The organism is Cupriavidus pinatubonensis (assembly GCF_019602855.1).
Taxonomy (GTDB): domain Bacteria; phylum Pseudomonadota; class Gammaproteobacteria; order Burkholderiales; family Burkholderiaceae; genus Cupriavidus; species Cupriavidus pinatubonensis.
Map to the genome: position 1 here is coordinate 2611942 of NZ_CP080766.1, position 26191 is coordinate 2638132.

The window sequence follows — 26191 nt, forward strand, 5'->3', positions numbered from 1 at the left end:
TCCTTGGAAGGCTTGAAGACTTCAGGAGACGTCGGAAGCGGGCGATGGCTGTGGCGCTTGCCGCGATGCTTCGGCGGACTTCGCGAGCGGCACGGCGCGATTGGCGGCCTTCAGCCGCCGCGCGCGTTCGGCCCGACGCGAGACGAAATACGCCACGGTCAGCCGCAGGCCCTCCGACAAGGTTGTCGCCGGGTTCCACTGCAGCAACGTGCGTGCCAGTGTGATGTCGGGGCAGCGCTGGCGCGGATCGTCCTCCGGCAGCGGCCGCGTCTCGATGGCCGAAGCCGACCCGGTCGCCTGCAGGATCTCGTTCGCGATTGCATGCATCGTGCATTCGCACGGGTTGCCGAGATTCACGGGCGTTGCCGCGGCGTCGGACTCCATCAACCGCATCAGTCCGTCGACGAGATCATCGACAAAGCAGAACGAACGCGTCTGCGAGCCGTCACCGTAGAGCGTCAGCGGCTCGCCGTCCAGCGCCTGCGAAATGAAGTTCGACACTACGCGTCCGTCGGCCGGATGCATGCGCGGCCCGTAGGTGTTGAAAATGCGTGCAATACGCACATCGACGCCGTGCTGGCGGTGGTAATCCATGAACAGCGTTTCGGCGCAGCGCTTGCCCTCGTCGTAGCAGGCGCGCCGCCCGACCGGGTTGACATGGCCCCAGTAGCTTTCGCGCTGCGGATGGTTGTCCGGGTCGCCGTAGACCTCGCTGGTGGATGCCTGCAGGATGCGCGCTTTCACCCGCTTGGCCAGTCCGAGCATGTTGATCGCGCCATGCACGCTGGTCTTGGTGGTCTGCACCGGATCGCTCTGGTAGTGGACGGGCGATGCCGGGCACGCGAGGTTGTAGATCTGGTCCACCTCGACATACAGCGGGAACGTCACGTCGTGGCGCAGCAGCTCGAAATTGTAGAGAGGCAGCAGGTGGGAAATGTTCTCCTTCGAGCCCGTGTAGAAATTATCAACACAAAGTACATCGTGGCCGAGTTCGACCAGGCGCTCGCACAGGTGCGAACCCAGAAACCCGGCACCTCCGGTTACCAGGACGCGCTTGCGATCGGCTTCCCGCATGGCTGGCTCCTTGTTGTTACGTTCAGGCCGCGACCCGGCGTGCCGGGCGCCCGGCACGCATGACGCGCGCGTAGACCTGTTCCATGGTTCGCGCGACGCTCATCCACGTGTAGTTCGCATGCGCGCGCTGCAGGCCGGCCGCACCCATGCGGCGGGCCAGTGCCCTGTCCCGGGCGAGCCGGGCAAGGCGGTCCGCCAGGGCTTCGGGCGCGTGCGGCGGTACCAGGTAGCCGGTTTCGCCATCCACCACGGTGGAGCGGATGCCACCTACATCCGCGCCGACGACCGGCACGCCGCAGGCCATTGCCTCGACCGGCGTGATCCCGAACGGCTCGTACCAGGGCGTGGTAACGAAGACATCCGATGCGCTATAGAAGTGGCAGAGCTGCGAGCGCCTGCGCCGGCCCACGAAGGTGACGCAGTCCGACACGCCGGCCTCGTCGGCAACGCCCTGCAGGCGCCCGATCTCGGGCGTGGCTTCCACGCTGGGCTGTTCGGCATTGCCGCCGACGACATACAAACGGGCCGGGATACGAAAGTCGCGCCGCAGGTGGCCGATCGCGCGGATGACGTTGTCGATACCCTTGCGCGGCACCAGCCTGCCCAGCTGAAGCACCGTGAAGACATCGGCATCCCAGTCCAGCGCGCGACGCGCCTCGGCGCGGTCGAGCGGCGCGAATTCTTCTTCATCGAACCCGCACGGGACGATGTCGATACGCTCCGGGTCGCCACCGTACAGCGTGGCCAGGTCGTCCAGGTCCTGCGGGCACTCAGCCACCACGCGGTCGGCATGGCGCACGAGTTCGTCTTCGATCTCGAAGCGGTTATCCGGAAAGCCGTCGGCGCTGCCCTGATGCAGCCGGCGCACCTTGCCGAGCGCATGGAACGTCATGACCAGCGGGATATCGAGCACCTCGCGCGCGCGCATGGCGGCCACGCCCGACATGAAGAAGTTGGCGTGCAGCACGTCATACCCGATCGCGTCGCGCCGCATGAAGTCGACCATGAAGTCGCCGAACGCCGGCATGAAGGGCAGCAACTGCTCCTTCGGCACGAATACCGCAGGCCCGGCCGGCACATGCACGACGCGCACATTGGGCGCGAACGCCACAACGTCCGGCAGCAGGGCCTTATCACGGCGCGTGAACACGTCCACCAGATAGCCGCTCTTGCCGAGTTGCCGCGCCAGGTGCGCGACGTAGACGTTCTGTCCACCGCTGTCGACGCTTCCGACGCTCGCCAGTGGCGAGGCATGTTCACTGATCATGGCAATGCGCTGCATGGCGGGCTCCCGTCGGGTATGGCTCGGTAGCCCGCTTCTGCAGCATGCATGCCAGAGGTGGCGCCATGTCGCAGCGGAGTTTTTTTTCAGCCGCCACGGAACCGATGGACAAGCGTTATAGCGATTCTCGCGTTCCCGGCCCTGCCGTCGGCATGCAGGGGCGCCCCCTTCACCCGGTTGAAGTTCGGGGCCGCGATTTCTACCACCGGCTTGTAGAAGCGTCTCTGCTCAGCGCGCGCTGGGCCAGCCCATGGGCACGGACGTTGCGTGAATGGGGCCCTGCCTTCCGGACAGGAGATCCCCATGAGTTCCCGTTTCGCCGACGCCGAGTCCGCTCGGCGCGCTGTTGCCCTGGCGTTGCCGATGCTGACCGCGAGCCTTGCCGACCGTGATGTGGGCGAGAGCCGCTGCATGCATATCGTCGTGATGGACCCGTGCCGGCCCTGCGGCGCCAGCACGTTCGAGGAAGCCATCCTCTACGAACATTCGCTGCCGTCGCGTGATCGCTGGGATGCCGACTACGCCTACTACGCGCGCGAAAAAGCGCGTGTTGCCTGGCGCACGGGTATCGACTCCGGCATCGTGGCCACGCAATCGCCGCACCGGTTCGTAGCCGGCGACATTCTTCTTCCTGGCGGGATCGTGCTCGACGGGATCGTCGTGGCCGTCAGCGGCGCCAATGGCTGGTATGACGAGGCCTTCGCGCACTGTGTTGCCGCGCTGTTGCGCGCGGCGGCCATCGGCCGCATGGAAGCGTCACGCAAGACATAGGCGCCAGGCCACGCGGCAGGACCATGCTGCACTGGCATGCATTTCGCTGTGCTGACGCTGACCGGCCGCCCGGGGCGGCCTTGTTTTGACCTTCGGATCGGAGAGACGACATGTCGGGTAACGACCCTCAACTGGAAGGCAAGCGGTTCCTTGTCAGCGGTGGCGGCGGCGGGCTTGGCGGCGAGATCTGCCGCATGCTCGGCGAAGCCGGCGCAAGCGTGATCGTTGCGGACCTTGACCTGTCTCGCGCCACAGAGTGCGCGGCGTCGCTCGAGCAGACCGGCGTCAAGGCGCACGCGGTCGGCGTGGATGTGTCCGACGCGCAGGCCGTGGACCGGTTGTTCAAAGAGATCGGGCGCGCAGGCGGACATCTGGCCGGGCGCATCGACGGCATCATCAACAACGCGGCCATCGACATCACCCTGCCCGTGGAAGAGGTCGATACGGAGCAATGGCGGCGCGTGCTGATGGTCAATCTCTATGGCCCGTACCTGCTGGTCCATGCCGCCGTGCCGCTGATGAAGGCGCAGGGCAGCGGGCACATCGTCAATATCGCGTCGACGGCGTCCAAGCGCGCATGGCCGAATGCGTCCGCCTATCACGCGACCAAGTGGGGCGTACTGGGCTTCTCGCATGCCTTGCATGCGGAACTGCGTCCGCATCGGATCAAAGTGTCGGCCATCGTGGCGGGCGGCATGCGTACGCCGTTCCTGCTCGACCGCTTTCCCGACATCGACACGTCCACGCTGCAGGACCCGGCCAATGTCGCGCGCGCCGTGCGCTTCGTGCTGACCCAGCCCGAAGAGACGGTCATCCCCGAGGTGATGGTGCTCCCGATGAAGGAGACCTCATGGCCCTGAACCGACCGGCGCGCGGCGCGGTGCTGCTCGACAAGGACGGCACGCTGCTCAGGAACGTGCCCTATAACGTGGATCCCGACCACATGCAACTGGCGGACACCGCCGGCGACGCGCTGCGCATACTGGGCGCGACGGGCCGGCCGCTGGTGGTGGTCAGCAACCAGCCTGGCGTCGCGCTCGGCGGCTTTCAGGAGAGCGCGCTGCAAGCAGTGCACCGCAGGCTGGCCGAGCTGTTCCGGCTGCACGGGGCCCGTTTGTCGGGCTTCTTCTACTGTCCGCACCATCCGGATGGCGCGGTCGCGCAGTACGCGGTGCCGTGCAGTTGCCGCAAGCCGTCGCCTGGCATGCTGCAGGCGGCGTCATCGGTGCTCGGCTTCGACCTGCGCACGTCATGGATGATCGGCGATATCCTCGACGACATCGAGGCGGGGCGGCGCGCGGGCTGCAACACCATTCTTGTCGACTGCGGTGGCGAAACCGAATGGGTTACCGGGGCATGGCGCACGCCGGACTTCATCGTGCCGACGCTCGGACAGGCCGCGCAGATCGTGGCGGGCGAGCCCGTGGCCGCCTGCGCACCCTTCGTGGCGGGGCAAGCATGACGACATGGGATCGCGCACGCCGGATCCTGTGTGTCCGGCTCGACAATATGGGCGATGTCCTGATGACCACGCCCGCGATGCAGGCCCTTGCCGAAGCAGTGCCGGGGCGGCGCCTGACCTTGCTGACCTCGGCCGCATCGGCCCGGCTCGCTCCGCACCTGCCGATGATCGACGACGTGATCGGCTGGAATGCGCCGTGGGTCCGCCATGCCGACACGCCCTCGGCAGCCGAAGCCGCGCGCCAGTTGCGCGCGTGTGCGGCGCAACTGGCCAGCGACCGCTACGACGGCGCTGTGATTTTTACTGTGTACAGCCAGAGCGCGCTGCCAGCCGCCATGCTATGCACGCTCGCCCGGATTCCGCTGCGGCTCGCGCATTGCCGCGAAAACCCTTACGCGCTGCTGAGCCACTGGGCCAAGGAGACCGATCCGGGCGGACAGCCGCGCCACGAAGCCCGGCGCCAGCTCGATCTTGTGGCGCAGATCGGCGCGCACACAGCGGATTTGCGTCTGCGTTTTGCCGTGCACGATGCGGACCGCGCCGCATTGGCGGTACGGCTCGCGGCGCTGCCGGCGCATGCGCCGGCAAGAGCGAGGATCGTGCTTCACCCGGGCGCAACGGCGCCATCGCGCCGCTGGCCCGCCGAACACTTTGCGGCAGTCGCGGGGCAACTGGCACGGGACACGGGCGCGCTGGTGTTCGTGACCGGATCGGACGCGGAACGCGATCTCGTGGACGGCGTATGCCGGGCGGCGGGACACCCCGATGTCGTGCCGCTCGCCGGCATGCTGCCGCTGGGCGAGTTTGGGGCACTGCTCGAGATCGCGGACCTGCTGGTATCGAACAACAGTGGCCCCGTGCATATCGCGGCGGCGCTTGGCACACCAGTCGTCGACCTGTACGCGCTGACCAATCCGCAGCATACGCCGTGGCAGGTGCCGCACCGCACGCTGTTCGAGGACGTGCCGTGCCGCTACTGCTACAAGAGCACCTGCCCGCAGGGCCATCACCGCTGCCTGCGCGGCGTCAGCCCGCCGGTTGTGGTGGCTGCGGCGCAGGCGCTGCTCGGCGGCGAGCCGGCAACCGAAAGCCGGATGCCATGGCTGCCGGAATCGGAAACGGAACGCGAACCAGCCGGCGAACCAGCCGGCGAACCGGAGAGCAAGCCGGTGTCGACCGTAGAGGAGAGCACGCATGTACACGCTTGGCATTAACGCCGCCTACCACGATTCCGCCGCCTGCCTCGTACGCGACGGCGAGGTGATTGCCGCCGCCGAAGACGAACGCTTTACGCACATCAAGCACGGCAAGCGGCCGGTCCCGTTCAGCACGTGGGAGCTGCCTTACCACGCGATCGACTACTGCCTGGCCGAGGCCGGCATTACGCTCGCCGACGTGGACCATATCGCGTACTCGTACGATCCGGCCTTGCTGCTGGGCGAGCAGCAAGGCGACGAAACGCTGGCGTTGCCACTGGAGCCTTCGCGTGCCGGGGCGGCCGGCGTGCCGGCAGCGCCATGGGAGCCGCTGTTCCTGTCGTATATCGTCAATGCGCCGCGGCAACTGGCTTCCGGCGCACCGCATCATCTGCAGGCGCGCTTCCAGGGCGTGCGGCACGATGGGCCGTTCCGCTGGCATTTCGTCGAACACCATATGGCCCACGAGGCCAGCGCCTTCCTCGCGGCGCCGTTCGAGCGCTGCGCGGTGCTGACCATGGACGGGCGCGGCGAGCGCGCGACGACCAGCTATGGCGTGTTCGACGGCAAGGCCTACCGGCGCATCCGGCAGATCGACCTGCCCGATTCGCTCGGGCTGCTGTATGAGCGCATCACGCGGCATCTGGGCTTTTTGCACTCGTCCGACGAGTACAAGGTCATGGCGCTTGCGTCGTACGGCAATCCTGCCTATCTCGACGTCTTCCGCAAGATGGTTACCACGGACGGCGCCGGGGGATACCAGGTGGCCGACACGGACCTCGACGCCGTGCTGGGGCCACCGCGCGTACGCGGCAGTGCCATGGCGGGCCGGCATTTCGATATTGCGCGGTCCTTGCAACAGGTGCTCGAGGAAACCGTGGTTGGCATGGCGACGTGGCTTGCGCAGGCGTCCGGGGAGCACTGCCTGGCCATGGCCGGTGGCGTCGCGCTGAACTGCGTGATGAACGCGCGCGTGCGCGACCAGAGCCCGTTCGATGCCGTATGGGTGCAGCCCGCCGCCGGAGACGCGGGCACGGCGCTCGGTGCGGCGCTGTGGGTGGATTTCGAACAGCGCGGGAAACCGCAGCGGCGCTGGCATATGGACCATGCCTATCTCGGCCCCGCGTATGAAGACGACGAGATCGCGGCATTCCTTGACTGGGCCAAGCTGCCGTACACGCGTCTGGACAATGTCGCGGAGTCGACCGCGGCACTGCTCGCGCAGAACAAGATCATCGGCTGGTTCCAGGGCCGCATGGAATTTGGCCCGCGTGCCCTGGGTGCGCGTTCGATCCTGGCGTCGCCGATCGATGCAGGCATGCAGCAGCGCCTGAACCAGATCAAGGACCGTGAGGACTTCCGGCCGGTGGCGCCCGTCGTCATGCAGGAACGCATGGGCGAGTGGTTCGATGCACACAAGCCCGGCGACGGCACGGCGCCTTTCATGCTCTTCATCTATGACGTGAAGCCAGAGAAGGCCGCGAGCATTCCGGCGGCCACGCACGTCGATGGCACCGCCCGCGTGCAGACCATCCGCCGGGACCAGAACGCTGCGTACTACGATGTGCTGGCCGCGTTCGAACGCCGCACCGGCGTGCCGATCCTGGTCAACACGTCGTTCAACACGCGCGGCGAGCCGATCGTCTGCACGCCGCGCGATGCGGTCGAGTGCTTCTGGACGTCGCCGCTCGATGCGCTGGTGATCGGCTCGTTCCTGCTCGAAAAGCCGGCGGTGCCCGCGGCGGCCAAGGCCGCGACGCAGGCCTCGGCGGGAGAGATGGCCGATGCGAGCGCCTGACCCGGCCGTTTCGGTCGTCATTCCGACCTACCGGCGTCCCGACCTGCTGGAGCGGTGCCTGCGCGCGCTGTGCGCGCAGGATATCGACGGCGGTGCGTACGAGGTCATTGTGTGCGATGACGGCTGCGAGCCGCGTATTGCAAAGCTTGTCGAAGCGCTGGCCGCAGAGCATCCGCACAGGGTGTTGCGCTATGTTGCGGTATCGCGTACGCAGGGTCCCGCCGGCGCACGCAATGCCGGCGCCTGGCGCTCCCGTGCCGGCATCGTGGCGTTTACGGACGACGACACGATACCCACCCCCGCCTGGGTGCGCGAGGGCTGCCGCGCACTGGCCGCCATGCCGGCCTGGAGCGCTGCCTCAGGACGCACACTGGTTCCGACCCCGGCACGGCCGACCGACCACGAACGCGACACCGCGGGGCTTTCCACCGCGGAATTCGTTACCGCCAACTGCTTCGTGCGCCGCAAGGCGCTGGTGAGCATCGGCGGCTTTGATGAACGCTTTACGCGCGCGTGGCGAGAGGACTCGGACCTGCAGTTCCGGCTGGAGCAGGAAGTCGGGCCTGTTGGCCGCGCACCGGATGCGGTGGTCGTCCATCCGGTCCGTCCGGCGCCGTGGGGCAGCAGCATTGCGGCGCAGGCCAAGGTCTATTTCGACGCGCTGCTGTACAAGAAGCACCCGGCGCTCTACCGCACGCGGATCCGCCGCTTCCCGCCGTGGCAGTACTACGTGATCGGGCTGGCCGTGGTCGTGGCGGTGGTGGCCGCGCTGGCGGGTGCCTGGCGGGTGGCGGGTGCGGCTGCGCTGCTGTGGTCCGTATTGACAGCCTGGTTCTGCGCACGCCGCCTGCGTGGTGCCGCGCTGACGCCGTCACACGTTGCCGAAATGGTCGTCACGTCGATCCTGATTCCGCCGTTATCACTGTACTGGCGCTTGCGCGGCGCGCTGGCCTTCCAGACGAGGTTCTTATGAATGCGCCGCTGCTGTTACGGAACGTGGGACGAGGCGAAAGCACGGAAGCCGGGGCAGTGCCGCCCGCAGTGCTGCCGCCGGTGCAGCCATCGCGGACAACGCTCCAGGCGCCGGACCACGCCGCGCGCCGCCGCATCGCGGTGTTCCGCGCGCTGCAGCTCGGCGACATGCTGTGTGCGGTTCCGGCACTGCGCGCGTTGCGCGAAGGCGAGCCGGACGCGCATATCACGCTGATCGGCCTGCCGTGGGTGCGCGACTTCGCCAGCCGCTTCGGCAGCCTGATCGATGACGTGATGGTCTTCCCCGGCGCACCAGGCTTCCCGGAGCGGCCCTACGACGCGGCAGCGCTGGCGGCTTTCCATGCGGAGGCCCGCGCGCGGCGGTTTGACCTTGCCATCCAGCTGCACGGCAGCGGCACGTTGAGCAATGACGTCGTGCGGCAACTTGGGGCCCGGACGATCGCGGGCTTCTGCCCCACCTCTGCGGAAGCCGCGCTGGCGAACGAGCACGAACGCCTGCTGCCATGGCCCGGCGGCAACGAGATCGAACGCCTTCTGGGCCTGATGCGGGCGCTGGGCTACCCGGTCGTTGACGCGCATCTCGCGTTTCCGTTGCGGCCGCAGGACCATGCCGGCTGGCAACGTCTTGCCGAACTGCACGGGCTGGTGGGCGGCGAGTACATCTGCGTGCATCCCGGCGCGCGGATGCTTTCGCGCCGCTGGCCCGTGGAGCGCTTTGCGGACGTTGCGCTGCGGCTGCGCAAGCGCTGGAGGATTGTGGTGACAGGAGCGCCGGACGAAATCATGCTCACGCACCGCCTTTGCGAGCTGATCGGTGGAGACGTAGTGAATCTGACGGGCGCCACGCCGCTGGGCGAACTGGCCGCGCTGATCGCGCATGCGCGGCTGCTGCTGTGCAACGATACCGGGCCATCGCATATCGCCGCGGCGCTGGATACGCCGAGCGTCGTGGTTTCATGCGGCGGCGACAGCGATCGCTGGGCGCCACTGGATGCCACGCTGCACCACGTGCTGGCTTCCTATCCGCCGTGCCGGCCCTGCAACTGGCAGAAGTGCCCGATCCGGCACGAGTGCGCGACCGCCATCACCGTCGACGCGGTGGAAGCCGAGGCGCTGAGCCTGGCTTCGCGGGGCCACGATCATGCCTAGGCGCCTGCGTATCCTCACGTGGCACGTTCACGGCAACTACATGTATTACCTGTCGCAGGTACCGCACGAGTTCTTCCTGGTGACGCGTCCGGGCTATCCGCCCGGCTATGCGGGCGTGGGCGGCTCGCTGCCATGGGGAACGAACGTGCATGAAGTGCCGTGGGAGCGGGTCGCGGCCACGGAGTTCGACTGCGTGCTTTACCAGCACCGCAGCCATTACGAGCTTGACCGGCAGACGCTGCTGACGCCGGTGCAGCGCAACCTGCCGGCGATCTACCTTGAGCACGACCCGCCGCAAGAGCATCCGACCAACACGCGGCACCCGGTGCAGGATCCGGACGTGTTGCTCGTGCATGTCACGCCATTCAATGCGCTGATGTGGGACAACGGCGTGACGCCCACGCGCGTGATCGACCACGGCGTGGTGGTGGACCCGCATGTGCGGTACACCGGCGCGCTCGCGCGCGGCATCAGCGTCGTCAACAATCTGGGCCGGCGTGGCCGCAGGCTGGGCGCCGATGTCTTTGCCGACGTGCGGCGCCTCGTTCCGCTAGATCTCGTCGGCATGGAAGCCGAGGCATCGGGCGGGCTCGGCGAGATTCCCAACGACGAACTCGCGGCGTTCATGGCGCGATACCGGTTTTTCTTCCACCCGATCCGCTACACCAGCCTCGGCCTTGCCCTGGTAGAGGCAATGATGATCGGCATGCCGGTCGTGGGGCTGGCGACGACAGAACTCTCCACGGTGATCCGCAATGGCACCAATGGCTATATCGATACGCGCACGGACAGCCTGGTCGAAGTCATGCGGGCGCTACTCGAAGAGCCGGTGCTGGCGGCCCGCTGGGGGCAGGCCGCGGCGCGCACCGCGCGCGAGCGCTTCGGCATTGGCCGCTTCGTATCGGACTGGCAAGCGGCGTTCCGGGCAGTGGCCGGCTGACGGGAAGCGCCGTGCAGATGTCTGCAACTTTTCCCGATACCGATGTAAATCGCACGGCAGGGCCGGCCAGACGTGGCGCTGCGAGCGCGCATAGCAAGGACGGTACGGAACTTGCTGCGACGGCGTAACACACGGGCCCGCGCATCGACGCCAGGCCCGGATTCCACCCATGCATAACCGGAGCCATCGATGAACCAAGGCGAATACGGGGACCGTCGCCGCTATGGCGCGACGCAAGAGGACTGGCCAGACAACCCGGACGATCGGGACGATTACGTGGCGCGCAGGCAACGCATGTTCGCCAGCAACCGGGACAATGGCGCACCGCATTGGCAGGCAGGAAGCCGGCAGCCGCCGGACAGCTGGTCTACGTCGCCCGAGACGCGGCATGGCTATCAGGGCGAGCGTGGGCCGCAGCAGCGGGGCGCACGCGGCGAAGGGCAACAGCCGGACCGCCACTGGTCCCAGGCTGCGTATGGCGAAGGCCGCTATGGCCAGTACGGGGAAGCGCGCTATCCCCGCAATCCGCAGAATCGCGGCGGCCGCGACGACGGTCCGGAGCGACGCGCCGCTGCGGCCCGGCACGATCCCGAACGCAATTTCCACGGAGACTGGCACCAGGGCGGCGAGCCACGCTACCGCAACGAACTGGCGCGGGAAACGCGCACGCTGCGCGACGAGTGGGGAACCGGACGCGGCCCCACCGGCGAATGGCAGGGCGAAAGCGGCTACATCCCGTTCGCCGGCCGCGGGCCACAGTGGGAACCGCTGGACTTCGGGCAGCCGGAGCATGTTACGACCCGCCATCATCGGCCGACCGGCCCCAAGGGCTATCAGCGGTCTGACGCACGTATTCAGGACGATGTGTGCGAACGGCTGGCCCACAGCCATTTCGACGTGCACGACATCGAGGTCTCGGTGGCCGGCGGCATCGTGACGCTGAGCGGGCAGGTCAGGGAGCGCGGTCAGAAGTACCGCCTCGAAGAGATTGCCGATGGGGTGTTTGGCGTGCGCGATGTCGACAACCAGGTCCGCGTGGGACGCACGCAGGCACAGCACCAATCGACGCAGGAAAAGACGGAAAAGGGCACGAAGGATTCGCCATGAACCGCGCATCGCGCTCGGTCGCACGCCTTCCTGTCGACGGGGGCTCGCGGCATCCAATGGACAACTACAGGGCTAGCGGGCGGATTCCCGCGGCCCCACATGACTGTGCCCGATAAAGACAAAGCCAAAACGAAGGCCGATACGGAAGCTGCAAACGACGTACGCAAGGGGCAAGTCACGGAATCCCTGTCCCGCGAGGCGTTTCGCGAGCGGTTTCGTGCCAGGTACTTCGATCCGGCCTTCCGCAAGGAAGACGCCGCAATCGACCGCCTCGAGGCCATCGCCTGGGACGCCTACTGCCAGGGCCGCAAGGCGCCTGTGACGGAGAAAGCCGGTGCAGGCGCCGCCGATCCTGACTACGACCTGTCAGTGGAGTGGCGGCAGGCGCGCGATGCCGTGCGGGACGCCCAGCGCCGGCATGACGATCCTGCCGGGCCACCGCGCGTGCTGCTCGTGATCTGCGCGTCGCGCAATGACTTCACGTGTCCGGGCGAGGTATCGAAGTCGTGGCGCCTGGCCGGATTGGCCCGCGCCCGCATGGAGGCGCTGGGTATGACGGTCGACACGCTCGACCTGAGCCTGCTCGCCTCCGACCCTGACCGCCACATCCATCCCTGCAAGGGTTGCGTATCGACGGCCATGCCGCTGTGCCACTGGCCCTGCAGCTGCTATCCGAACCATGCGCTGGGGCAGGTCAATGACTGGATGAACGACATCTATCCGAAGTGGGTAGCCGCGCATGGCGTGCTGATCGTGACGCCGACGTACTGGTATCAGGCCGCCAGCCCGCTCAAGCTGATGATGGACCGCCTGGTCTGCGCGGACGGCGGCAACCCGGACCCGAGCAGCACGCACGGCAAGACCGTGGCGCAGGCGAAGGCGCTTGAGTTGAAAGGCTGGGACTATCCCAAGCATCTCGCGGGGCGGGCCTACGGGCTCGTCGTACATGGCGACGTGGCCGGCGTGGAAAGCGTGCGACGGGCGCTGAGCGACTGGTTGGGGTGGATGGGACTCATCGACGCCGGCACCAAGTCGCAGCTCGACCGCTTTATCGGTTACTACGCGCCTTACGCGACCTCGCATCGCGCGCTGGATGCGGACACGGGCGTGCAGCACGAAGTGGAAAACGTTGGGGCTGCACTGGCCGAGGCGGTGAAGCTGCGCCGCCAGGGCGAACTGCCAGCAGTCGGCTGCGATCTGGACGCGCCACGGCCCAAGTAGGCTCAAGCAGGCCTGGCAGGATTACGGAAGGAGGAACAGCAACGCTAGATGCAATGTCATCACGCGATCGAAGCTACCCGCGGCGCGCTGCAACCGGCGAAGTCGATCTCGCTCTTGGTCTTCGCGTCATTGGCTGCGTGGATCGTCAGCAATGCCCCCTCCGCCATCGCCATGTGGACGCCGGCGGTAATCGCATCGCCCTGCGATGGATAGTCGACGTCGCCGGTCCCTGGCGTATCGGATCGTACTGACCATTGGCCGGCTTCGGTCTGGAACACGCGGACGTAGCAGTTGGGGCTGGACATTGCGGACACCTTATTGGGACAACCATGCCTGTGTTGTACACGGCCGCGACGTACGTAGCCGTCGGATGGCGTCTTACTTTGGCGTCGTCGAAGCGGCCATGCGCGCGCCTGCGTGGAGCGTGTGGCACCTTAGCGACCCGACCGGTGCGCGAAGGGTTGGCACGTTTCCTGCGGTGCTACAGGACTTGATACGTTCCATCCGGCCCGTTACTTGCGATGCCCGTGGTTTAGGAGGCAGCGCCGCCGCAATAGCCAGGGAGGCGCCGGGCGGCGCTGCCGCGCGCGAGCCGGATGGCCTGCGACAGCGCCAGCGCAAAGCCGCCGATCGTGCCCATGTCTTCTTCGATGCGCTCGCGCAGGAAGCCGGCCCAGCGAAAGTCGCCATACGCATCGGGTGGCTTCCGATACGCGCCGGACTGCCGGGCGAATGCGGCGAGGCTGCGGTAGGGGTCGTCGCGCATGCCCATGACGGTGGCCGGCAACGCATCGATGCCGAGCCGCTGGCCCAGTTCGTCATACGGATGCACGAAGCCAAGTGCCCGCATGCGCTTCCAGAACGCCGTGGGACTGAGCCCGCTCAGGTCGTGCAGGATGCGCACCGGCACGCGGCGAAACCCCAGTTCCAGCCACGCACGGGCCCAGTGGTGATGGTCGATGATGAACAGCGTGCCGCCAGGCCCGGACACGGTCTTGACGCGGTGGCAGCGCAGGAACCGGCGCAGCGCGGCGCGGTCTCCGCTGTCCTGGTGCTTGCGGGTGACGGCCATCTTGTGGCGCATGTGGAGAATGCCAAGCGTGAGCTGGGTAGGGCGCAGCCGCGCGAGCTCCGCAATCGCCTTGCCCCGGCGCCTAGTCCTCGCTGGAACGCTGATGATCGACATAATGTTCCAGTTCGCTTCCAGGATCTTCATTGCCGGTGCTTTCGCACTCTACTGCCTCGCGCGCCACAGGCGGTGCAACGCGGCCGGGCGTTCCCTGTGTGCCGTGCCTGGCGGCATCGAAGTCGGTCCACCGCCCGGTGTCCCATTGGCCCTGCGTGCGCTCAGGATCGCGCGCGCCGGCTTCGCGCAGAACGTCGGTGGCAACAGATGCGTTGCCCCGGTTCGCGCAGACAGCAAGCACCACGCGGGTCTCTGCGCCGGCTTCGCGTGCGTCCGCGGGCGGTTGCGCCACTGCGGAAAAGACCGAGACCTCCCACACGGAGAATCCGCGCGCGTGCAGCGTGCGCTCCGCTTCCTGGGCTTTCGCCATGGTGTCGAACCACCCGAATACGATCGGTGACATGATGCTGCTCCTGCAATCGATGCTTCGTGCCGCCGGGCCGTTGGCGGTTGTGCCGGCCGCTATCCGTTCACCACCTCGCCGCCATTGATATGCAGGATCTGCCCCGTGATATAGCTGGCCGCGTCGGACGCCAGGAACACATAGCCGGCTGCCACTTCAAACGGCTGGCCGGGCCGGCCCATGGGCGTCTTCTTGCCGAACTCGGCAACTTCCTCGGCCGTGAAGGTGGACGGAATCAGCGGTGTCCAGATCGGTCCCGGCGCAACGCCGTTGACGCGGATGCCGCGCTTGACGACCTGCAGAGCCAGCGAGCGCGTGAACGAGACAATGGCGCCTTTGGTGGCCGAGTAATCCAGCAGATGTGCACTACCACGGTAGGCGGTGACCGACGTTGTATTGAGGATCGCCGCGCCCTTCTGCAAGTGAGGCAGGAGCGCGCGCGTGAGGTGGAACATCGCAAAGACATTGGTGCGGAACGTGGCCTCGACCTGCTCTGCCTCCACGTCTTCAAGCGACGGCTGCGGATGCTGTTCCGCGGCGTTGTTGACCAGGATGTCGAGCCGGCCGAAGGCGTCGACCACGCGCGCCGCGACAGTTTCGGCATGGCTGACGTCGGCGAGATCACCGGCAAGCGAGACGCACTTGCGGCCGGCGTCTTCGACGAGCCGGACGGTTTCCCTGGCGTCGCTGTGTTCATCGAGGTATGCGATCGCGACGTCGGCACCCTCGCGCGCGAAGGCCACGGCGATGGCTCGGCCGATGCCGCTGTCGCCGCCGGTCACCAGCGCGACCTTGTTGTTCAGCCGCCCGCTTCCCACATAGTCGTCGGCGCCGCTGTCGGGCTTCGGGTGCATGGCGCTTTCCAGACCGGGTTGACGTTCCTGATGCTGCGGCGGCAGCTCTTTGGGCGTAGACATGGATGGCTCCTGAGGATGTCGTCCCGGTCGGATCGCGCAAGTTTCGTGCCGCGCGGGGGCGTGGGTACGTGTGCGGCCTCTGTCGCGAAACGGCCGTAAGCATTACATCGGCCCGGCAATCCTTACAGTGGCGCGGGCGAACGTGAAAGTTCTGCTCAACGCCTTGTGGTCGTCTGGCCGGTTCGCATGGCGGGGCACGGTTCTTGCGGCGTGCTGGTACTCGATGCGGCCGCGTGCGGTATCGACCGCGTGGCGCTGGCCACGGATCGGACTCCGCGCGGCCGGGATTGCAAGGAGGCAGACATGTGGAACTTCCGCAAGGGCCGCAGCAATGAAGGCGGCGATCTCTCGCAGTATGAGCAGCAGGGACGGGGCCGCTCTCCCTCCGAGGAAAGCCGTGGCAGCGGCTCCGAGGACTGGGGTCAGGAGTGGGGCGAAGACTGGCGTGGCGGGTCTTCGGGGTCTTCGCAAGGCGGTGCCTGGCATCAGCAGGACACGCCGGCGGGCCAGCCGCGTGGCGGCTGGGGCGAGCAGAGCTATGGCGCCGCCGACATGGGCGGGCAGGGCCATCCATACAGTGGCACCTATGGCGGCTACCGGCCCCAGGCACAGGATAGCGGTTACCGCGAGTATGAACAGCAGTCGCGCCAGCGCGGCGGCCGCATGGGACAGGGCGGTTACGACAGCGGCAATTATGAAGGCAGCTTCGATTCCTCCAGTGGCTCGTCTGCTTACGGGCAGGGCGGCGGAGGCGACGAGCGCCGCATGCAGGGCGGCCGCGGCGGTCGCGCCATGCACTGGGACGAAGGTGCGGCACGTGACCGTGGCCAGCGCGGCGGGCAGCCGTCCTACGGCAGCGGCTACTACGGCGATTCGCGCAGCGGTGGCCAGTCCTTCAGCGGCGGCCAGCGCGTTTACCAGGACGATGGCCGGGATAGCGGCGGACGCGGCCGCAGCAGCGGCATGTCTGGTGGTGCACGGCGTCCGGTCGGGCCCAAGGGCTATCGCCGTCCGGACGAGCGGGTGCACGAGGACGTGTGCGAACGGCTTGCGATGAACCCGTACGTCGATGTCTCCGATGTATCCGTCCAGGTTTCCAATGGCGTGGTGATGCTCGAAGGCACGGTGAAGGAACGGCGGGAAAAGTACGTGATCGAAGAAATCGCCGAAGCGGTGTTCGGCGTGACCGAGGTCGAAAACCGCCTGCGCGTGCAGCGCAACGAGGGCACGGAGCGCGCGGGTCCGGTCGCCGGCCATCTCGAAGGTGCGGATACGTCGCCGCAACGCACGCTAAACAAGAGTTGAGCACGGACGCGGCGGTAACCTCGCCGCCGCGTCTGCACCACATGCGCGCGCCCAGGACCCTTCGCGACGACAGCAAGCTGATGGTGCCGCTCGACGCGCTGCGCCCGACCCAGATCACCGTGGGCGCGTACCACGTCCAGCAGAAGGTGCACGTCACGCGGCGCGTGCCGCCGGCGCGGCGGCACGCCTTCCTGGACCAGCATCGCGTGCACGTGGTGATCGCGCCGGAGCAGGCGCTGTACGTCGTGGACCACCATCACTGGGTACGCGCCTGGCATGACCTCGGCCTTTCGCACGTGCCCGCCATCGTCCGCAAGGACCTGAGCAGCATGAAAGAGCAGGCGTTCTGGGAATGGATGCTGGACAACCACATGGTCCATCCATACGACGAGCACGGCCGCAGGCGGCCGCTGAGCGAACTGCCGGAATGCATCCACGCCATGCGCGATGATCCGTATCGGAGCCTGGAGGCGTTCGTGCAACTGGCCGGCGGCTACCGGAAGGTCAAGCAGGCGTATCCGGATTTCAAATGGGCTGACTTCTTCCGCCGGCATGTGGAAGGGCCACTGGACTCGCCCGAGATGTTCGCAGCCGCCCTGGTACGCGCCTTTCAACTCGCCCAGAGCCCGAAGGCGCGCGGATTGCCCGGGTTCATCGAAAAGCCTCCGACCTGCTGATGTCACCCGGGCGCGTCAGGCCGCGCCAGTTTTCTCCAGCAACCGCAGCAGGCGCGCTTCGTCGGCCCGCAGGCGGGTTCTCGCGCGAACCGGACCGTCGGCATTCGCTTCGCCGGAAAGGAACGCGTCAATGACCGCCGGGTGGACGTAGCACTTGCGGCAGACCGCGACCGTATTGCGCAGGCGTTGCGCCACGGTCTTGATGGCGTCGGCCACGGCCTTGCGGCGCTGGGCTTCCTGCTCCGTGGTCTCGGCAGCCACCTTGCGCAGCAGCGCCAGCGCATGGACGCTACCGGCCCAGGTGCGAAAGTCCTTGGCCGTGAATTCGCCGCCGGTCACTTCGCGCAGGTACGCATTGACGTCCGTCGAGCCGATGTCGCGCACTTGTCCGTCGCTGTCGACGTACTTGAACAGGCATTGGCCAGGCAGATCGGCGCAGTTGCGCACGACGCGCGCGACGCGCGGGTCGTTGACGGATACGTCGTGGGTAATGCCGCTCTTGCCCGTGAACTGGAACCGCAGCCGGCTGCCGCGCACCGTGACATGCCGGGGCCGCAGCGTGGTCAGGCCGTAGGTGCGGTTCTGCCGCGCATAGCGCGGTGTGCCGACGCGCACGAGCGTGGCGTCCAGCAGACGCACCACGGCCGCCGCCACTTTCTCGCGCGGCATGCCATTGCGCGCCAGGTCGCGCTCGACGCGCGCGCGCAGCCGCGGGAGGATCGTGCCGAATTGCGCAAGGCGGCCGTATTTGTCGGTGTCGCGCAGCGCGTCCCAGTCGGGGTGGTAGACATACTGCTTGCGGCCGCGAGCGTCGCGCCCTGTGGCCTGCAGGTGTCCGCTGGGGTCGGGGCAGATCCATACGGCCTCATAGGCCGGCGGAATGGCCAGCGTGGCAATACGTGCGAGCGTGGCGGCGTCGCGTACGCGATTGCCCTTTGGGTCGACATAGCTGAAGCCGCTGCCGCGCCGTATCCGCGTGATGCCGGGCGTGCTGTCGTCCACGTGGCGCAGCCCCGCCTCGCGCAGCGCGATTTCGGTGTCGTCCGCGACGCCACCGGCCACGGCGGCCTCGGCGCAGCAGGTATCCGATGCTCGCATCGCTCGGCTCCTCCCAGGCAAAAGGCGGCGCGCCATACAGTGCGCCGGACCCTTTCATTTTATGGAGCGCGCGCGCGATGTTCAGTGGAGGCTGTCCTACAAGACTCGCGTGGCGGAAGCCATCTCCGCCACGCTGATCAGGGAGGGCGAGGCCGGCACGTGACCGGGGCCGTTCAACGTGGCTGCACGCGCCAGCCGCGCAGCATCACGCGCAGGCGCACCACGATTCGGCGCAGGTTGCGTCCCGGGCGAGCCAGTTCGCGCATGGCGCGCAGGCGGTCGGCGTCGTGCGCGGCAACCTCGGTGTGGCGGAAGTCAGGCAGCAGGATCGAGAACTTCATGTCGGGTCTCCGGTGAATTCCCGATCCGGCGCCAGAGGTCATGGTTGCGGCGGCCGGAACCGGGAGGATTCGGGAACGGCGCGCGGGAGGACGCCGCTACGCGCCGGCTTCGGTAAGGGACTGCAAGGGTCGTCGGGCATGGAGAGGCTCCGGTCAGCGTGGATCGGCGTGCGCCACCGCGTGTGCCAGCAAGGCTGGCGAACGAGGAACGGCGAAGGGCGCACGGCTACCGCCACGGGCAGCGGCGCGCATACTGTATGGGGCGCGCGCCGGCGACATGGCGAAACGGCATGCGCGGCGGCTCGCGGCACGAGCGGGCCGACATGCGATACAAATTGTGAGGTGCGGGAAAAAAAGGGCCGCGGCGAATGCCGCGATCGATGCGCACCGTCAGGCAACGACTTGCCAGACAGTGGCCCTGTGATGCACTGCCGATGGAAACATCAGCAGCGAAAAAGGATGGGGGTCTGGCGAGGGTTACCGGCGATGTCCGTCAGGACAACTGGCTGAGTCCAATTTGGAACCCCAAGGCTTTAAACAGCGCGCAGTCTAGCCCCGCATCCGGCATGCGTCAACCTTCACGGACGCACGCAGTTGCCGCAAGTGCTGTAGGACGCCCACATGGCAAAAAGCGTCAGCCGTGCTGGCGCAATAGGCTATTGCCGTGTGCAAAGCGGTGAACCACACTGCTGCAGCCAGGCGCTTGCCTCGACGCAGCGCGCCGTAGAACACAGATGACAAGGTTGGAGACATCATGCGCGATTACACCGAGACCTTTGCCGGATTTTCGTACCAGGACACCGTCAGCCGTCAGTTGCACGGCAGCCTGGATGCCATGAACGCCTGCGTGGAATGCTGCGACCGGCACGCGCTGCCGGGCCGCATCGCGCTGTTCTGGGAGGGGCGCGACGGAACGTCCGAAACCTGGACGTTCGCCCAGCTCAAGGCCCTGTCCGCAAAAGTCGCGGGCTTCCTGAAGGCCCAAGGCGTGCAACCCGGTGATCGCGTGGCGGGTTTGCTGCCGCGCACGCCGGAACTGCTGGCCACCATCCTCGGCACCTGGCGCGCTGGCGCGGTCTACCAGCCGCTGTTTACGGCGTTCGGCCCGAAGGCCATCGAACACCGGCTCAATGCGTCGGGTGCGAAGTTCGTGGTGACCGACGGCGCCAATCGCAGCAAGCTGGACGACGTTGCCGACTGCCCGCCCATCGTCACCGTGGCCGGCGCCAAGGGCCGCGGCCTTGTGCGTGGGGACTTCAGCTTCTGGGCCGAAGTGGACCGCCAGCCCGCCGAATTCGAGCCCGTCATGCGCCGTGGCGACGACCCGTTCCTGATGATGTTCACGTCGGGCACCACGGGCCCGGCCAAGCCGTTGCAGGTGCCGCTGAAGGCCATCGTCGCGTTCGCGGGCTATATGCGCGATGCGGTGGACCTGCGCGACGCGGACGCGTTCTGGAACCTGGCCGATCCCGGCTGGGCCTATGGCCTGTACTACGCGGTCACGGGCCCGCTGGCGCTGGGCCATCCGACCACGTTCTACGACGGCCCGTTCAGCGTGGAAAGCACGTGCCGCGTGATCGAGAAATACGGCATCACCAACCTGGCGGGCTCGCCCACCGCATACCGGCTGCTGATCGCGGCCGGCAAGGCGGTATCGGGCCCGCTGCGCGGCAAGCTGCGCGCGGTCAGCAGCGCGGGCGAGCCGCTCAACCCCGAAGTCATCCGCTGGTTCGCCAATGAGCTGGGCGTGACCATTCACGACCACTACGGCCAGACCGAAACCGGCATGGTGCTGTGCAACCACCATGCGCTGTCGCATACGGTGCGCATGGGCGCCGCGGGCTTTGCCAGCCCGGGCCACCGCGTGGTCGTGCTTGACGACGAGAACCGCGAACTGCCGGCTGGCCAGCCGGGCACGCTGGCGCTGGATCTCACGCAGTCGCCGATGTGCTGGTTCCCCGGCTACCACGGCACGCCGACGCGCGCCTTCGTCGGCAACTACTACCTGACCGGCGATTCGGCCGAACTCAACGACGACGGCAGCATCAGCTTTATCGGCCGGGCGGACGACGTGATCACGACCTCGGGCTACCGGGTCGGGCCGTTCGACGTCGAAAGCGCGCTGATCGAGCATCCGGCCGTGGTCGAGACGGCCGTGATCGGCAAGCCCGATCCCGAGCGCACCGAGCTGATCAAGGCCTTCGTCGTGCTCGATCCGCAATACCGGCCTACGCCAGAACTGGCCGAGGAGTTGCGCCTGCACGTGCGCAAGCGCCTGGCGGCACACGCCTACCCGCGCGAAATCGAATTCGTGCCGGAACTGCCCAAGACCCCCAGCGGCAAGGTGCAGCGCTTTATCCTGCGCAACCAGGAGGTCGCCAAGGCACGCGAAGCGCAGGGTGCGCAGGCCGCCTGATCGCCACGCAAACGCCGGCACAGCGCTTCCTATAATGGGGAGGCGGTGCCGGCCGTCTCCTGGTCATTGGTAGCAGGCGGGCGCCGCGCCAGGCGTGCCTGCAGGCAGGGGCACGCTCCTTCCGGGCTCCAGACCATCAGGCGAGGCAGACATCATGCAGAGTAGCGAAGCGGTGCTGACGCAGGCGCGCGCAGCATTGGCACATGTGCCTTATCAGGGTCACCACCTCAATCCCACGATCCAGTTGCGGCTGTCCGACGGCGCGCTGATCCTGGAGGGCGAGGTGGCGGACATTGTCGACAAAACCCGCGCGGCCGCGATGGTGCGGCGAGTGGACGGCGTGACGAGCGTAATCGACCACCTGCGCGTGGCCGACGGTGGCACGCCCGTGGGTGACGGCGAGCTGCGCGATGCGGTGTGCGAGCGACTGCTTAACGCGATCGATTTCCGCAATTTCAAGATCTGTGCGAAGGTCAAGGGGCACCTTGAGGCCATGCGCGAAGCCGTGGGCGAACGCAGCGGCTGGATCGAAGTGGCCGCCAGCAACGGCGTGGTCACGCTGTCCGGGCAAGTGATCAGCCTGTCGCATATGCGCCTGGCCGGCGTGCTGGCGTGGTGGTCGCGCGGCTGCCGCTGCGTGGTCAATGAACTCGTGGTGGCACCCGACGAGGCCGACCGCGACGACGAGATCACCGAAGCGCTGATGCTCGTGCTCGAAACCGACCCGTTCATCGACGCGGGCCGCATCACGGTTCGCACCGATAACCACGTCGTGACGCTGGAAGGCTACGCGGCCACCGATTACGCGCGCAAGCAGATCGAGCGCGACGCGTGGTACGTGCACGGCGTGGAGAACGTCATCAACCATATCGTGCTGCGCAGCTGAGCGGCTGATTCCGGCTTTATCTCTATATTCGCGGGCGGTTCCGGTCAAAGACCGGCCGCCCGCGCAGACTTTGGCGTCCGCCATCTTCCCAGTTCGTCAGGCAACGGCTAGCATCGGCAGGTTTGTGATGACCTGCCGAGAGGAGACTTCATGCCGCTTGCCCTTCGTCCGTTCGCCGTTGCCGCTGCCGCGGCCATGACCCTTGGTGCCACCGGCTCCGCGCAGGCCGCCGGCAATGCCGGTAACGCCGATACCGCGCTGCTGGATGCCGCGCGCGCCGCGCAGCCCGCGGTCGTGCAATCGCTCAAGGAGATGGTGTCGATCGAATCCGGCAGTGCCAACGCCGAAGGCCTTGCGCAGATGGCCAGCTATACCGAGCGCCGTCTGCAGGCGCTGGGTGCGCAGGTGGAACGGCTGCCGGTTGCGAAGGGGCCGGGCACGATGATCCGTGGCACGCTCCAGGGCACGGGCAAGGCGCGCATCATGCTGATCGCCCACATGGATACGGTCTACCCGGCTGGCATCCTCGCCACGCAGCCCATACGCGAAGACGGCAACCGGCTCTACGGGCCGGGCATTGCCGACGACAAGGGCGGCATTGCGCTGATCGTCCATTCGCTGGAGATACTCAAGCAGCGCGGCTGGCGCGATTATGCGCAGATCACCGTGCTGTTCAACCCGGATGAGGAAATCGGTTCGGGCGGCTCGGGCCGGACGATTGCCACACTGGCCGACCAGCATGACGTGGTGCTCTCCTTCGAGCCCAACGCGGCGAAGGCGGTTGCCAGACAAGAATCGCTGCTGCTCGGTGCCAGTGGCACCGCCAGCGCCGTCATGCATGTGCACGGGCGCGCGTCGCATGCCGGCGCGGCACCGGACCTTGGCCACAATGCCTTGCTGGAACTCGCTTACCAGCTTCAGCAGACGCGTGACACGGCAAAGCTGGTTCCGGGCTCGCAACTCAACTGGACGCAGGCGAGCGCGGGCCAGGTGCGGAACCAGATTCCCGATAGCGCGGTTGCCTACGCCGATGTCCGTATCAGCGCCGACGGCGCCGACGAGAAGCTGCGCGCCGCGTTGCAGGAGAAGGTCAATGCCAGCCAACTGGTCCCGGACACGCGCACCACGGTGACCATGGAAGCAGGGCGGCCGCCTTACGTTGCCGACGCGCGCGGGCGCGCACTGGCACAGCGTGCCCAGGAAATCTATGCCGAGCTCGATGGCCGCCGGCTGGGGCTCGTCGAAGGTACCGGTGGCGGCACCGATGCGGGCTTTGCGTCGCGATCGGGCAAGGCCGTGGTGGTTGAAAGCTTCGGGCTGTCAGGCTTTGGCTATCACGCCCGCGACGAGTACATCGAGCTCGATTCCATCGTGCCGCGCCTGTACCTCGTGACGCGGATGCTGCAGGAGATCGGCCGGCGCTGAGGTTGCATAAATGCTGAAAAGCGGCGCCCGCCCCGCTATGGGCGCCGCGGCAGCCTCACGCCGAACGCCGTCTCTGTACTATCCGAACGCACGTAGATGGACCCGCGATGCGCCCTGGCGATTTCACTGGCGATATAAAGGCCCAGCCCTAGTCCCGCCTGGGCATCACTGACGGCGGTGTGGCAAGGACCGCGCTGAAGCGGATCAAACATGCGCTCCAGTGTCTCTTCGTCAATGGCGGGCCCGATGTTCCGGACCTCAAAGCACACCTCGTCATCGTCCGCGCTTGCCACCACGCGTACCGGCGCGTCCTGCGCACCGTAATTGATGGCATTGAGCACAAGGTTGCCCAGCAGTTGCTGCAGGCGCTGACCGTCCCAGTATCCCTGCAGGTTGCCAGTCAACTCGAGATCGATCTGGCGGCCGGGATGGGACGCACGCAACTGGTCCACGACATCAACAAAAACCTCGGCCAGATCGACATCGCGCGGGCTGATGTTGACGCCCAGGCCGAGCTTGGTCCGGTTGAAGTCGCACAGGTCGTCCAGAAGCGTCTGCATGCGCGCACCGCTGCGGATCAGCCGCGCCGCCGCATCTGAAACGGCTTCGCCCGCGTTCAGCGCGGCAAGATAGGAGGCCGTCATCCGGATGGTTTGCAGGGGACTGCGCATGTCATGCCCAAGCATGCCTAGCAGCAAGTTGTGCGCCTGCTCGACTTGCATGCTGAAAAAACTGACCGATTCTGCCAGAGCCTGGTCGATGGCCTCGTTGAACCGGATCATGTCGTCGAGATGCGGGGCAACCGACTCGCACTGGTCCATCCACAAGCGCAGGACGCTGGCGCGAAGTGCACGATATTCGGCAGCCAGCTGGTTGATATTAAAGCCGCTTCTCGCGCGCAGGACCGCATGGGTTTGCGCGGCAGTCTCGGGTGCGCCGCTCAGTTGCGGAGCACGGCCCAGAGATTTCTGGCGCTGCTGGTCGCGCGTCTGGGGCATTGTCAGGTCGTGCGCGATCGCCTGCAGGATCTGTTGCGCATGGTCGCGCAAGGCCATCGAATCCAGATCCTTCGCGGCCGGTAGCAGAGAGGCCGCAAACGTCTCCCACTCCTCCAGAATGGGCTCGATGTTGCGCAAGATGAAGTCAGCTAGCCGCATAGGTGTCCCTACGAGAAAATGTGACGCACTGCATCTTTCAGGCTTGTGAAAAACATATTAACCGCAAAACAGGGACGCACAAGGTCTGTGGTGCTCGCTGCACATTCGCGGCCTTGCGTCACATGCCGACGATGCATATCACGCCGACGGATTGCTCATGGCAGGGGTTCGTGCGGATTCGCACAATGGAAAGGCCTACTGGAGCCTTTCATGCCTAGCATCTTCACCCTTCAAGCGGAATGCCGGCGCCTGCAACTGCAAGCCGGCGTGGAACTGGCCTGCCGCGGCGGCAGCGTGTGGCTGACGTTCGAAACGCGGGACCGAACATCCGAGGACGTCGTGCTTGCGCCGGGCGAGCGCTATCGGCTGCGCCGCGACGCCGAGGTGTTTGTTGCCGCTCTGCACGGAGCGGGCCCCGCATTGTGCGAGATCGATGCGCCGTCACTGGGGCACCGCGTTGCCGTGCCGTGGCTCAGGTGGTTGCGGGATGCGTGGACATCCTGACGGTTTGCTCGGCCTGTTCGCAGATCCATTCGGCCACGCGCCTGACATCATTGCGCGGATCTGGCGTGGCGAAGATCAGCCAGTAAGCGTTCGGGCTTGGCGGTGCCGACCGAATGGTCGGCACGATCACCAACTGGCCGCCTTCAATCAACGGCCGCATGAGTTCAAGCCTGCCCAACGCAATGCCTTGCCCCGCCAGCGCGGCGTGGATCACCTGGTCGTACTGGTTGAAGCGAAGCATGCCGCGCTGGCTCGCCCGCCGGTAGCCGCGTGGCTGGAGCGTTCTTTGATTTCGACTGCCACCGCTTCCTCGCCGGGCGCCACGCCGTGGTGGCGGCAGCTTCGGGTGCTGGTGCTCGCCGGCGGCGTGCTGATGGGACTGGCGCTGGGCGTGCGCCATGTGCAGGGACTGTTCCTGCTCCCAATCATTGCCGAGCGCGGCTGGACGCGCGAATCGTTCGGCTTCGCGATGGCGGTGCAGAACCTGACCTGGGGACTGGTGCAGCCGTTCACCGGCATGCTGGCCGACCGTTTCGGCTCATGGAAGGTGATGGCTGGCGGCCTGGCGCTGTACGCAGCGTTGCACTGCCCGATCGATGACCGGCAGATCCAGCGGGGCGGCTTTGTGCCGGCGCGGTCATGACACCGCGCCGGGGTCCGATGCTGGGTGCATGGCTCTCTGCGCTGGGACTGGCGGCGCTGTGCACGGTGGCATTGGTGGAGTGGCTGGAGCCGGCACATGCGCTCGCGTGGGTCCAGTTGATGTCGCTGTGCCGGTAGCTTAGGCTTTTTGAACGGTATGCAGGGTCGCCCGCGTGCACGGACCAGGACTCTGCCCGCAGCAACGCTGACGAAGAACCCGCGTCCCAAAGAACAAGAACCC

General features: G+C 66.9%; 27 protein-coding genes and 1 pseudogene. 18 read left to right on the forward strand and 10 right to left on the reverse strand.

Annotated elements, in window-relative coordinates; genetic code table 11:
- Window positions 1-21: 21 nt before the first annotated feature.
- Together K2O51_RS11845 and K2O51_RS11850 are read right to left on the reverse strand one after the other, a co-directional pair.
- On the reverse strand, window positions 22-1074 hold the full coding sequence (locus tag K2O51_RS11845; protein WP_220630270.1) for a UDP-glucuronic acid decarboxylase family protein: 1053 nt from the start codon (window positions 1072-1074) through the stop codon (window positions 22-24).
- Window positions 1075-1096: 22 nt separating this feature from the next.
- Entirely contained in the window at window positions 1097-2356 is a 1260-nt protein-coding gene (locus K2O51_RS11850; RefSeq protein ID WP_220630271.1) for a glycosyltransferase family 4 protein, read from the reverse strand.
- A 303-nt stretch (window positions 2357-2659) separates the two neighbouring features.
- On the opposite strand from K2O51_RS11850, the gene K2O51_RS11855 reads away from it, so the two are divergent.
- The 10 genes from K2O51_RS11855 to K2O51_RS11900 all read left to right on the forward strand — a co-directional run bounded on the left by K2O51_RS11855 (window position 2660) and on the right by K2O51_RS11900 (window position 12993).
- Window positions 2660-3127: a heme-binding protein gene (locus K2O51_RS11855; RefSeq protein ID WP_220630272.1), complete on the forward strand. Its 468-nt coding sequence runs from the start codon at window positions 2660-2662 to the stop codon at window positions 3125-3127.
- A 110-nt stretch (window positions 3128-3237) separates the two neighbouring features.
- Window positions 3238-3987, forward strand: coding sequence for an SDR family oxidoreductase (locus K2O51_RS11860; RefSeq protein WP_220630273.1), 750 nt, complete (start codon window positions 3238-3240; stop codon window positions 3985-3987).
- Window positions 3978-4589: a D-glycero-alpha-D-manno-heptose-1,7-bisphosphate 7-phosphatase gene (locus K2O51_RS11865; protein ID WP_220630274.1), complete on the forward strand. Its 612-nt coding sequence runs from the start codon at window positions 3978-3980 to the stop codon at window positions 4587-4589. Before K2O51_RS11860 ends, K2O51_RS11865 begins: the two co-directional genes overlap by 10 nt.
- Window positions 4586-5803: a lipopolysaccharide heptosyltransferase II gene (gene waaF, locus K2O51_RS11870; protein ID WP_220630275.1), complete on the forward strand. Its 1218-nt coding sequence runs from the start codon at window positions 4586-4588 to the stop codon at window positions 5801-5803. Before K2O51_RS11865 ends, waaF begins: the two co-directional genes overlap by 4 nt.
- Window positions 5784-7583, forward strand: a complete 1800-nt coding sequence (locus K2O51_RS11875) for a carbamoyltransferase family protein (RefSeq protein WP_220630276.1) — start codon at window positions 5784-5786, stop codon at window positions 7581-7583. The genes waaF and K2O51_RS11875 overlap by 20 nt, the downstream gene beginning before the upstream one ends.
- On the forward strand, window positions 7570-8556 hold the full coding sequence (locus K2O51_RS11880; protein WP_220630277.1) for a glycosyltransferase family 2 protein: 987 nt from the start codon (window positions 7570-7572) through the stop codon (window positions 8554-8556). Before K2O51_RS11875 ends, K2O51_RS11880 begins: the two co-directional genes overlap by 14 nt.
- The gene (locus tag K2O51_RS11885; RefSeq protein ID WP_425332970.1) at window positions 8553-9725 is read left to right on the forward strand and encodes a glycosyltransferase family 9 protein; all 1173 of its coding nucleotides are present in this window, start codon (window positions 8553-8555) and stop codon (window positions 9723-9725) included. Before K2O51_RS11880 ends, K2O51_RS11885 begins: the two co-directional genes overlap by 4 nt.
- Window positions 9715-10665 (forward strand): glycosyltransferase family 4 protein, encoded by a 951-nt coding sequence (locus K2O51_RS11890; protein WP_166487146.1) that lies wholly within the window; start codon window positions 9715-9717, stop codon window positions 10663-10665. Before K2O51_RS11885 ends, K2O51_RS11890 begins: the two co-directional genes overlap by 11 nt.
- A gap of 189 nt (window positions 10666-10854) precedes the next feature.
- Complete coding sequence (locus K2O51_RS11895) at window positions 10855-11772, forward strand: BON domain-containing protein (protein ID WP_220630278.1); 918 nt, start codon at window positions 10855-10857, stop codon at window positions 11770-11772.
- 99 nt (window positions 11773-11871) lie between these two features.
- Window positions 11872-12993 carry a flavodoxin family protein gene (locus K2O51_RS11900; protein ID WP_220630279.1) on the forward strand — a complete coding sequence of 374 codons (1122 nt, stop codon included), beginning with the start codon at window positions 11872-11874 and terminating at the stop codon, window positions 12991-12993.
- 59 nt (window positions 12994-13052) lie between these two features.
- Here K2O51_RS11900 and K2O51_RS11905 read toward each other — a convergent pair whose 3' ends face one another.
- From K2O51_RS11905 to K2O51_RS11920, 4 genes are all read right to left on the reverse strand, one after another.
- Complete coding sequence (locus K2O51_RS11905; protein WP_220630280.1) at window positions 13053-13298, reverse strand: DUF2188 domain-containing protein; 246 nt, start codon at window positions 13296-13298, stop codon at window positions 13053-13055.
- Window positions 13299-13525: 227 nt separating this feature from the next.
- Window positions 13526-14179, reverse strand: coding sequence for a ParB-like protein (locus tag K2O51_RS11910; protein WP_220630698.1), 654 nt, complete (start codon window positions 14177-14179; stop codon window positions 13526-13528).
- A complete protein-coding gene (locus K2O51_RS11915; RefSeq protein ID WP_220630281.1) occupies window positions 14148-14582 on the reverse strand; it encodes a hypothetical protein in 435 nt (144 codons plus the stop codon). Before K2O51_RS11915 ends, K2O51_RS11910 begins: the two co-directional genes overlap by 32 nt.
- Before the next feature lie 59 nt (window positions 14583-14641).
- Window positions 14642-15499, reverse strand: coding sequence for an SDR family oxidoreductase (locus tag K2O51_RS11920; RefSeq protein WP_011300494.1), 858 nt, complete (start codon window positions 15497-15499; stop codon window positions 14642-14644).
- Window positions 15500-15802: 303 nt separating this feature from the next.
- Between K2O51_RS11920 and K2O51_RS11925 the strand changes: the two genes are divergently transcribed.
- The gene (locus K2O51_RS11925) at window positions 15803-16804 is read left to right on the forward strand and encodes a BON domain-containing protein (RefSeq protein WP_245001810.1); all 1002 of its coding nucleotides are present in this window, start codon (window positions 15803-15805) and stop codon (window positions 16802-16804) included.
- 41 nt (window positions 16805-16845) lie between these two features.
- Window positions 16846-17481, forward strand: coding sequence for a ParB-like protein (locus K2O51_RS11930; protein WP_140953119.1), 636 nt, complete (start codon window positions 16846-16848; stop codon window positions 17479-17481).
- Window positions 17482-17496: 15 nt separating this feature from the next.
- Here the strand turns inward: K2O51_RS11930 and K2O51_RS11935 are convergent, their stop codons facing one another.
- On the reverse strand, window positions 17497-18615 hold the full coding sequence (locus K2O51_RS11935; protein WP_011300491.1) for a DNA topoisomerase IB: 1119 nt from the start codon (window positions 18613-18615) through the stop codon (window positions 17497-17499).
- A gap of 137 nt (window positions 18616-18752) precedes the next feature.
- Entirely contained in the window at window positions 18753-18920 is a 168-nt protein-coding gene (locus K2O51_RS11940; protein WP_011300490.1) for a hypothetical protein, read from the reverse strand.
- Between the two features lie 754 nt (window positions 18921-19674).
- Here K2O51_RS11940 and K2O51_RS11945 point away from each other — a divergent pair.
- The 3 genes from K2O51_RS11945 to K2O51_RS11955 all read left to right on the forward strand — a co-directional run bounded on the left by K2O51_RS11945 (window position 19675) and on the right by K2O51_RS11955 (window position 23647).
- A complete protein-coding gene (locus tag K2O51_RS11945; RefSeq protein WP_011300489.1) occupies window positions 19675-21336 on the forward strand; it encodes an AMP-binding protein in 1662 nt (553 codons plus the stop codon).
- A gap of 154 nt (window positions 21337-21490) precedes the next feature.
- Window positions 21491-22222, forward strand: a complete 732-nt coding sequence (locus K2O51_RS11950) for a BON domain-containing protein (protein WP_011300488.1) — start codon at window positions 21491-21493, stop codon at window positions 22220-22222.
- 150 nt (window positions 22223-22372) lie between these two features.
- Window positions 22373-23647, forward strand: a complete 1275-nt coding sequence (locus K2O51_RS11955) for a M20/M25/M40 family metallo-hydrolase (protein WP_220630283.1) — start codon at window positions 22373-22375, stop codon at window positions 23645-23647.
- Window positions 23648-23682: 35 nt separating this feature from the next.
- Here K2O51_RS11955 and K2O51_RS11960 read toward each other — a convergent pair whose 3' ends face one another.
- Window positions 23683-24804 (reverse strand): sensor histidine kinase, encoded by a 1122-nt coding sequence (locus K2O51_RS11960; RefSeq protein WP_140953114.1) that lies wholly within the window; start codon window positions 24802-24804, stop codon window positions 23683-23685.
- Between the two features lie 210 nt (window positions 24805-25014).
- On the opposite strand from K2O51_RS11960, the gene K2O51_RS11965 reads away from it, so the two are divergent.
- Entirely contained in the window at window positions 25015-25308 is a 294-nt protein-coding gene (locus K2O51_RS11965) for a DUF2917 domain-containing protein (RefSeq protein WP_011300485.1), read from the forward strand.
- Here K2O51_RS11965 and K2O51_RS11970 read toward each other — a convergent pair.
- Window positions 25277-25549 (reverse strand): LysR family transcriptional regulator, encoded by a 273-nt coding sequence (locus tag K2O51_RS11970; RefSeq protein ID WP_425332971.1) that lies wholly within the window; start codon window positions 25547-25549, stop codon window positions 25277-25279. The two genes, K2O51_RS11965 and K2O51_RS11970, sit on opposite strands and share 32 nt — an antisense overlap.
- Window positions 25550-25681: 132 nt before the next feature.
- On the opposite strand from K2O51_RS11970, the pseudogene K2O51_RS11975 reads away from it, so the two are divergent.
- A pseudogene (locus tag K2O51_RS11975) lies at window positions 25682-25885 on the forward strand (MFS transporter); the annotation flags it as partial.
- Between the two features lie 62 nt (window positions 25886-25947).
- Window positions 25948-26088, forward strand: coding sequence for a hypothetical protein (locus tag K2O51_RS11980; protein ID WP_166487082.1), 141 nt, complete (start codon window positions 25948-25950; stop codon window positions 26086-26088).
- Window positions 26089-26191 lie beyond the last annotated feature (103 nt).

Coding starts and splice junctions, on each gene's coding strand:
- K2O51_RS11980 (WP_166487082.1), top strand. CDS start 25,948: ATGACACCGCGCCGGGGTCCGATGCTGGGTGCATGGCTCTCTGCGCTG.
- K2O51_RS11900 (WP_220630279.1), top strand. CDS start 11,872: ATGACTGTGCCCGATAAAGACAAAGCCAAAACGAAGGCCGATACGGAA.
- K2O51_RS11895 (WP_220630278.1), top strand. CDS start 10,855: ATGAACCAAGGCGAATACGGGGACCGTCGCCGCTATGGCGCGACGCAA.
- K2O51_RS11865 (WP_220630274.1), top strand. CDS start 3,978: ATGGCCCTGAACCGACCGGCGCGCGGCGCGGTGCTGCTCGACAAGGAC.
- K2O51_RS11850 (WP_220630271.1), bottom strand. CDS start 2,356: ATGCAGCGCATTGCCATGATCAGTGAACATGCCTCGCCACTGGCGAGC.
- K2O51_RS11910 (WP_220630698.1), bottom strand. CDS start 14,179: ATGTCGATCATCAGCGTTCCAGCGAGGACTAGGCGCCGGGGCAAGGCG.
- K2O51_RS11925 (WP_245001810.1), top strand. CDS start 15,803: ATGTGGAACTTCCGCAAGGGCCGCAGCAATGAAGGCGGCGATCTCTCG.
- K2O51_RS11875 (WP_220630276.1), top strand. CDS start 5,784: ATGTACACGCTTGGCATTAACGCCGCCTACCACGATTCCGCCGCCTGC.
- K2O51_RS11855 (WP_220630272.1), top strand. CDS start 2,660: ATGAGTTCCCGTTTCGCCGACGCCGAGTCCGCTCGGCGCGCTGTTGCC.
- K2O51_RS11970 (WP_425332971.1), bottom strand. CDS start 25,549: ATGCTTCGCTTCAACCAGTACGACCAGGTGATCCACGCCGCGCTGGCG.
- K2O51_RS11940 (WP_011300490.1), bottom strand. CDS start 18,920: ATGAAGTTCTCGATCCTGCTGCCTGACTTCCGCCACACCGAGGTTGCC.
- waaF (WP_220630275.1), top strand. CDS start 4,586: ATGACGACATGGGATCGCGCACGCCGGATCCTGTGTGTCCGGCTCGAC.
- K2O51_RS11930 (WP_140953119.1), top strand. CDS start 16,846: ATGCGCGCGCCCAGGACCCTTCGCGACGACAGCAAGCTGATGGTGCCG.
- K2O51_RS11915 (WP_220630281.1), bottom strand. CDS start 14,582: ATGTCACCGATCGTATTCGGGTGGTTCGACACCATGGCGAAAGCCCAG.
- K2O51_RS11960 (WP_140953114.1), bottom strand. CDS start 24,804: ATGCGGCTAGCTGACTTCATCTTGCGCAACATCGAGCCCATTCTGGAG.
- K2O51_RS11945 (WP_011300489.1), top strand. CDS start 19,675: ATGCGCGATTACACCGAGACCTTTGCCGGATTTTCGTACCAGGACACC.
- K2O51_RS11920 (WP_011300494.1), bottom strand. CDS start 15,499: ATGTCTACGCCCAAAGAGCTGCCGCCGCAGCATCAGGAACGTCAACCC.
- K2O51_RS11860 (WP_220630273.1), top strand. CDS start 3,238: ATGTCGGGTAACGACCCTCAACTGGAAGGCAAGCGGTTCCTTGTCAGC.
- K2O51_RS11935 (WP_011300491.1), bottom strand. CDS start 18,615: ATGGCGCGCCGCCTTTTGCCTGGGAGGAGCCGAGCGATGCGAGCATCG.
- K2O51_RS11880 (WP_220630277.1), top strand. CDS start 7,570: ATGCGAGCGCCTGACCCGGCCGTTTCGGTCGTCATTCCGACCTACCGG.
- K2O51_RS11950 (WP_011300488.1), top strand. CDS start 21,491: ATGCAGAGTAGCGAAGCGGTGCTGACGCAGGCGCGCGCAGCATTGGCA.
- K2O51_RS11845 (WP_220630270.1), bottom strand. CDS start 1,074: ATGCGGGAAGCCGATCGCAAGCGCGTCCTGGTAACCGGAGGTGCCGGG.
- K2O51_RS11905 (WP_220630280.1), bottom strand. CDS start 13,298: ATGTCCAGCCCCAACTGCTACGTCCGCGTGTTCCAGACCGAAGCCGGC.
- K2O51_RS11965 (WP_011300485.1), top strand. CDS start 25,015: ATGCCTAGCATCTTCACCCTTCAAGCGGAATGCCGGCGCCTGCAACTG.
- K2O51_RS11885 (WP_425332970.1), top strand. CDS start 8,553: ATGAATGCGCCGCTGCTGTTACGGAACGTGGGACGAGGCGAAAGCACG.
- K2O51_RS11955 (WP_220630283.1), top strand. CDS start 22,373: ATGCCGCTTGCCCTTCGTCCGTTCGCCGTTGCCGCTGCCGCGGCCATG.